Raw genomic sequence first — 6,657 nt, forward strand, 5'->3', positions numbered from 1 at the left:
CATGGACCGCTTTTCTCTCAAGGGCAAGACCGCCATCGTCACCGGCTCGTCCCGCGGCATCGGGCGCGCCATCGCCATCGCCTACGCCCGCGCAGGGGCGCGCGTCGTCGTCACCAGCCGGAAGCTGGACGCGTGCAATGCCGTCGTCGAGCAATTGCGCGGCGAAGGGCTGGAGGCGATGGCCATCGCCTGCAACATCTCCGGCAAGGAGCAGGTCGCCGCGCTGGTGGACCAGACCGAGAAGGCCTACGGGCCGGTCGACGTGCTGGTCTGCAACGCAGCCGTCAACCCGTACTACGGGCCGATGTCGGGCATCACCGACGAGGCGTTCTCCAAGGTGATGGACGTGAACATCCGCTCCAACCTCTGGCTGGTCAACCGCGTGGCGCCGGGCATGGCAGAGCGGGGTGGCGGCTCGATCGTCATCATCAGTTCCATCGCGGGCTTGACCGGCTCGCGGGTGCTCGGCGCCTACGCGATCTCCAAGGCCGCCGACATGCAGCTGGCGCGCAACCTTGCGCTCGAATGGGGCAAGCAGGGTGTGCGGACCAACTGCATTGCGCCCGGCCTCATCAAGACCGACTTCGCCAAGGCGCTGTGGGACAACCCGCAGACGCTGGCCGCCGCGCTGGCTTCCAGTCCGCTCAACGCCATCGGAGAGCCGGAGGACATCGCGGGTGCGGCCTTGCTGCTCGGCTCCGATGCCGGGCGCTTCATCACCGGCACTACCATCGTGATCGACGGCGGCGCCACCATCGGCGGCGAGGCCTGAAGGCCGCGCGGGAGCATTCAATGACCTACCAGGACATCACTGTCGCGACCGAAGGCCGCATCCGAACCGTCACGCTGAACCGTCCAGACCGGCTCAATGCGTGGACGCACCGCATGGAAGCAGAGTTCCGCCAGGCGGTGGAGGCCGCCGAGGCCGACGAAGCCGTGCGGGCCATCGTCGTCACCGGTGCGGGCCGAGGCTTCTGTGCCGGTGCCGACATGGACATCCTCGAGGCGGGCGCGGCCGGTGCGGCCGGCAGCGCTGCTGCCGAAGCGCCGGGCGTACCCGCGGCCGAGGGCATCGACGCCAACTACGCCTGGCGCTTCAGCTACCTGCTGCGCGTGCGCAAGCCGCTGTTCGTCGCCATCAACGGGCCCATCGCCGGCATCGGCCTGTGCATGGCCGTCTTCTGCGATTTCCGCTACATGGCCGAAGGCCAGAAGCTCACCACCGCCTTCGCCAAGCGGGGCCTGATCGCCGAGCACGGCATCTCGTGGATGCTGCCCCGGTTGATCGGGCCCACCCATGCGCTGGACCTGCTCCTTTCCGCGCGCACGCTCGACACCGCCGAGGCCGCGTCGGTGGGCCTGGTGAAGGCCCTGCCGGCCCAGGGCTTCCTCGCGCGAGTCCAGGCCATCGCCAGTGACATGACCGACAACGCCTCCCCGCGCTCCATCGGTGTCATCAAGCGGCAGGTGTACGACAGCCTGTTCCAGGACCTCGACACCGCCTGGCGCCGCGCCGACGAGGAGATGCAAGCCTCCTTCGGCAGCGAGGATTTCCGGGAAGGCGTGGCGCATTTCCTGGAAAAGCGGCCTCCCGCGTTCACCGGCCGCTGACAAACGGCAGCACTGAAATAACATATAGGCTATTTGACAGAGCGCGCTTTCCCGCACGTTCCCCCATCCCATGGACGACATCCTCACCCGCGACAGCCTCAACGCACAGGCGTACAGCCGCCTCTGCCGCGACCTCAAGGCAGGCCGGTTCGCGCCCGGCGAGAAGCTGAAGCTGCGGGATCTCGCGGCCGAGATGGGCATCAGCCCGACGCCGGTGCGCGAGGCGCTGGCCCGGCTGATCTCCGAGCAGGCGCTCGAGCAGGTCGGACACCACTCGGTGCGGGTGCCGGTGATGAGCGAGCGGCGCTTTGCCGAGGTGCGCGAGCTGCGACTCATGCTCGAGGGCGAGGCGGCCGCACGCGCCGCGCTGCATGCCGGCAGCGAGGACGTGAAGAAGCTCGAGGCGCTGCACGAGCGCATGGCTGCCTTGCGAGAGGCGGGCGACACGGCCGGCGAGCTGCTCGAATCGGAGCGGTTCCACATGGGCATCTACGCGCTGGCCGACATGCCGGTGCTGCAACGCATGGTCGAAAGTCTCTGGCTGCAGTGCGGGCCGCTCATGAAGGCGCTGCAGACCCACGCGCTGGGGCAGCCGCGCAAGCAGCACCCGCACCACATGGTGCTGCGCGGGCTTCGCAAGCGCGATGGCGAGGTGGCCCGGCGCGGCATCCACGACGAGATCGAGCGCACCACCGCGCCGATCCTCGCCTACCTGCGCGAGCGCGGCGAGGACGCCCCGGCGCAGCCCGCCCCGGCCGTGCGCCGCGCGGCCCGCCAGGCCGCCTGACGCTCCACCCCAAGGTGCGTGCGCGCCCCGGCGCGCCGCCAGTCCATGCACCAGGGAAATGGACATGAATGCCCAATATTCATTGGGGTTCACTTGCCGCAGCCGGCGCGTGGCCGCATGATCGCAAGAAAAAACGGGCGCCTCGCATCGCGGGCCAGCCTGGAATTGCGCAATCGACCGGAGACACGCCAGGATGATCGCCTACCGCCACGGCCAGAGGCCGCTGCACGAGTATTTGCGGGAGCATGCCCGCAGGAACCCCGACAAGCCGGCCTTGGTCTGGTACGGGCGGCGCATCAGCTACGCCGAGCTCGATGACCTGAGCGATCGCTTCGCCCAGAGCCTGCGCGATCGGGGCATCGGCCAGGGCGACGTGGTCGCGCTCTTCCTGCACAACTGCCCGCAGTACCTGATCGCGCACTTCGGCGTGCAGAAGCTCGGCGCGATCGTCAGCCCGTGCAACCCGGACGCGCGCGCCTACGAACTCGAGCATCAGCTGACGGAGCTCGACGTCAGCGCCATCGTCGCGGGCGAGGAACTGCTCAAGGTCGTGCTCGGCTCTCGCGCACTGCGCACCGTCGCCCATGTCTATGCGGTGCGCTATGGCGACATGCTGCCCGCGACGCTGGCCATGGACGTGCCGCCCGGCATCCGGCTGCGGCATGAACCGGCACCGCCGCTGCCGGGCTGCGTCATCGACTTCGCCGACGCGCTGGCCGAGGCAGGCCCCTTCGCGCCGGTCGACACCATCGCGATGGACGATGTCTGCCTCATGGCCTACACCTCCGGCAGCACCGGCCTGCCGAAGGGCGCGATGATCAGCTTCGAGTGCGCGCTCTACAAGATTGCGGTGAGCGCGGACGGCTTCAGGCTGGGTGAAGGGGACGTGATGCTGGCCGACGTCGCGCTGCACCACATCTCCGGCATGATGACCGGCCTGGCGCTGCCGATCTACTGCGGCGCCACCGTCGTGCTGCTGCACCGCTTCGACGCCACCGCAGTGCTGCAGGCCATCGAGGCGTGCCGGGTGAGCTGGTGGTACACCATGGCGCCTTCGCTGCCTTCGGTGATGGCCTGCGACGATGCCGCCACCTTCGACCTGTCTTCCCTGCGCACCACCGTGGGCACGAGCTTCGGCGTGCAGCTGAGCGAATCGCTCGCGCGGCGCTGGAGCCGCTTCGCGAACGCGTGCCTCGTCTACGAGGCCGGCTACGGCCTGAGCGAGACCCACACCTGTGACACGCTGATGCCGCCCGACGCCATCAAGTGGGGCACCAACGGCAAGCCCGCGCCCGGCGTGGAGCTGCGCATCGTCGACCCCGAGACCGGCCGCGACCTCCCGGCCGGCCAGCGTGGCGAGATCCTGCTGCGCAGCCCCATCCGCTACAAGGGCTACTGGCTGCAGCCGGCCGCCACGCAGGCGATGCTGCTCGACGGCTGGCTTCGCACCGGCGACGTCGGCGTGGTCGACGAGGAGGGCTACCTGACCTTCCTCGGCCGCACCAAGGAGATGATCAAGGTCTGGAGCTACAGCGTCTTTCCGGAGGAGGTCGAGGCCATCCTCGCGCTGCATCCCGACGTGCGCCAGGCCGCCGTGGTCGGCCTGCCGGACCCCGACCGCGGCGAGGCGGTCCAGGCCTACGTGGTGCTGAAGGACGAGGCAGCGGCCCGCGTGCGCGCCGGCCAGCAGACCGACCGCGTCGACCAGAAGATCATCGAGTGGTGCCTGCAGCACATGTCGCACTACAAGGTGCCGCGCACCGTGATCTTCCGCAGCGGCCTGCCGTCTTCCGAAAGCGGCAAGCTGCTGCGCCGGATGCTGCACGATCCGGCCGCATCGATGGCGATCAACTGAAGAAAAAGAAGGGGCTCCCGCCCCCCGTGCCCCGTTCGCTGCCTTCCGTTCAGCGCACCGCGGCGGCGCGGTAGCCCGCGAGCTCTTGCTTGGCGATCGCGTTGCGGTGCACCTCGTCCGGCCCGTCGGCCACCCGCAGGTGCCGCGCATAGGCGTAGAACGAGGTCAGCAGCGTGTCCTGGCTCAGGCCCGCCGCGCCGAAGACCTGCATCGCGTCGTCGATCACCTGCACGCAGTTGTTGGGCGCAAGGACCTTGATCATCGCGATCTCCTTGGCCGCCACCTTGTTGCCCACCGTGTCCATGCGCCACGCGGCATGCAGCACCATCCAGCGCGTCTGGTCGATCAGCATCCGCGCCTTCGCGATGCGCTCGCGCCAGACACCCTGCTCCGACAGCGGCTTGCCGAAGGCGACGCGCGAGACCACGCGCTCGCACATCATCTCCAGCGCCGACTCGGCCATGCCGATCATGCGCATGCAATGGTGGATGCGCCCCGGGCCGAGCCGGCCCTGGGCGATCTCGAAGCCGCGGCCCTCGCCCAGCAGCAGGTTCGAAGCCGGGACCCGCACGTTCTCGAACAGCACCTCGGGGTGTCCGAAGGGCGCGTCGTAATGGCCCATGAGCGCCATGTCGCGCAGCACGGTCACGCCGGGCGTGTCGCGCGGCACGATGATCATCGACTGCTGGCGGTGCCGGTCGGCGTTGTCGGGGTCGGTCTTGCCCATCAGGATGAAGAGCTTGCAGCGCTCGTTCATCGCGCCCGTGATGTACCACTTGCGCCCGTTGATCACGTAGTCGTTGCCGTCCCGGCGAATGCTGCATTCGATGTTGGTGGCGTCCGACGAGGCGACCGCCGGTTCCGTCATCGCGAAGGAGGAGCGGATCTCGCCGTCGAGCATCGGCCGGAGCCAGCGCTCCTGCTGCTCGGGCGAGCCGTAGCGCGCGATGACCTCGGTGTTGCCGGTGTCCGGCGCGCTGCAGTTGAAGGCCTCGGCACACCAGTAGCGGCGTCCCATGATCTCGCACAGCGGCGCGTACTCGAGGTTCGTCAGGCCCGCGCCGTGGCCGGCCTCGGGCAGGAACAGGTTCCACAGGCCGGCGGCGCGCGCCTTCGGCTTGAGTTCCTCCATCAGCGGGAGGGTGGTGTAGCTGCCGCCATTGCGAGCGTTCTGCCGGGACTGCTCGGCCTCTTCCTCGTGCCGCTTCTCGTTGGGGTAGATGTGCTCGTCCATGAAGGCGAGGAGGCGAGTGCGGAGATCCTGGACCTTGGGCGTGTAGTCGAATTGCATGGTGTCGTAGGTGCGTGGGGGAAAGGAGGCCAGCGGAGTGGAGGATGGCTCGATGGTGCCGCGACCCGGCCGCGCCGGGGGCTGTCCGGCATGAAGGCTTTTCATCGGCCGCATGCGTCTTGTTGATGCAGCTGCAGCATTGGCTGAAGGAACATCGGTGCGCATTCAATGGCGAAAGGAACCTGCGTGACAGCCAGCTACGAAGTGCGCGACGGCATTGCCGTCGTCGCAATGGACAATCCCCCCGTCAACAGCCTGGGCCTGGGCAACCGCCGATTCATTGCTGAATCGATCGCGCGTGCGCAGGACGATGCCGAGGTCCTCGCGATCGTGCTGACCGGGAAAGGACGCGCCTTCTGCGGCGGCGCCGATATCCGCGAGTTCAACAAGCCCGAAGCAACGGCGTCACCGGAGCTGGTCGACGTGATTCGCTTCGTCGAAGGCTGCTCCAAGCCGGTCGTCGCCGCCATCCATGGCATCGTGATGGGCGGCGGCCTCGAGCTGGCCATGGGCTGCCACTACCGCATCGTGCAGAGCGGCACGCAGGTCGCATTGCCCGAGGTGCGCATCGGCATCCTGCCCGGCGCGACCGGCACCCAGCGGCTGCCGCGCCTGATCGGTCTCGAAGCCGCACTCAACATGATCGTCACCGGCAACACGGTGATGAGCGATGCGTTGGTCGAGCTGCCGTCGCAGAAGCTGTTCGACCGGCTCGTGCGGGACGACGTCGTGGCCGCAGCGATCGAGTTCGCGCGCGCCAAGGCGCAGGTTCGCCCGCTGCCGCGCTCCCGCGACCTGAAGGTGGAGCATCCGAACGCCGAGGCCTACCTGCAGTTCGCGCGCAATATGGTGGCGGCCAGCTCGCGCAACGACCCGGCGCCGCTTCGGTGCCTGGACTGCGTCGCGCAGTCGGTGCGCCTGGACTTCGACGCGGCCGTCGACTACGAGCGCGCCGCGATCATCGAGCTCGTGTGGACACCGCAGAGCGCCGCGCTGCGCAATGCGTTCTTCGCCGAGCGCGCGGCCAGCAAGATCGCGGATGTGCCCGAAGACACACCCCAGCGCCCCATCCAGTCGGTCGGCGTGATCGGTGCCGGCACCATGGGCGGCGGC

The 6,657-nt window shown here is 68.7% G+C and carries 6 protein-coding genes; 5 read left to right on the plus strand and 1 reads right to left on the minus strand.

Features of this window, described 5'->3' with window-relative positions:
• Position 1 precedes the first annotated feature (1 nt).
• The 4 genes from APY03_RS22870 (at position 2) to APY03_RS22885 (ending at position 4,253) form a co-directional block, all read left to right on the plus strand.
• Positions 2-772, plus strand: a complete 771-nt coding sequence (locus APY03_RS22870; protein WP_068680329.1) for an SDR family NAD(P)-dependent oxidoreductase — start codon at positions 2-4, stop codon at positions 770-772.
• Between the two features lie 20 nt (positions 773-792).
• The gene (locus tag APY03_RS22875) at positions 793-1,611 is read left to right on the plus strand and encodes an enoyl-CoA hydratase (protein WP_068680332.1); all 819 of its coding nucleotides are present in this window, start codon (positions 793-795) and stop codon (positions 1,609-1,611) included.
• 70 nt (positions 1,612-1,681) lie between these two features.
• A complete protein-coding gene (locus APY03_RS22880; protein ID WP_068680334.1) occupies positions 1,682-2,398 on the plus strand; it encodes a GntR family transcriptional regulator in 717 nt (238 codons plus the stop codon).
• A gap of 193 nt (positions 2,399-2,591) precedes the next feature.
• Positions 2,592-4,253, plus strand: coding sequence for an AMP-binding protein (locus APY03_RS22885; protein ID WP_068680335.1), 1,662 nt, complete (start codon positions 2,592-2,594; stop codon positions 4,251-4,253).
• Between the two features lie 49 nt (positions 4,254-4,302).
• Here the strand turns inward: APY03_RS22885 and APY03_RS22890 are convergent, their stop codons facing one another.
• Positions 4,303-5,544: an acyl-CoA dehydrogenase family protein gene (locus tag APY03_RS22890; protein WP_068680370.1), complete on the minus strand. Its 1,242-nt coding sequence runs from the start codon at positions 5,542-5,544 to the stop codon at positions 4,303-4,305.
• A 186-nt stretch (positions 5,545-5,730) separates the two neighbouring features.
• Here APY03_RS22890 and APY03_RS22895 point away from each other — a divergent pair.
• Positions 5,731-6,657: enoyl-CoA hydratase-related protein (locus APY03_RS22895; RefSeq protein WP_198161278.1), on the plus strand; the 927-nt coding region annotated here is incomplete at its 3' end.

It is taken from the genome of Variovorax sp. WDL1, assembly GCF_001541225.1.
GTDB lineage: Bacteria > Pseudomonadota > Gammaproteobacteria > Burkholderiales > Burkholderiaceae_C > Variovorax.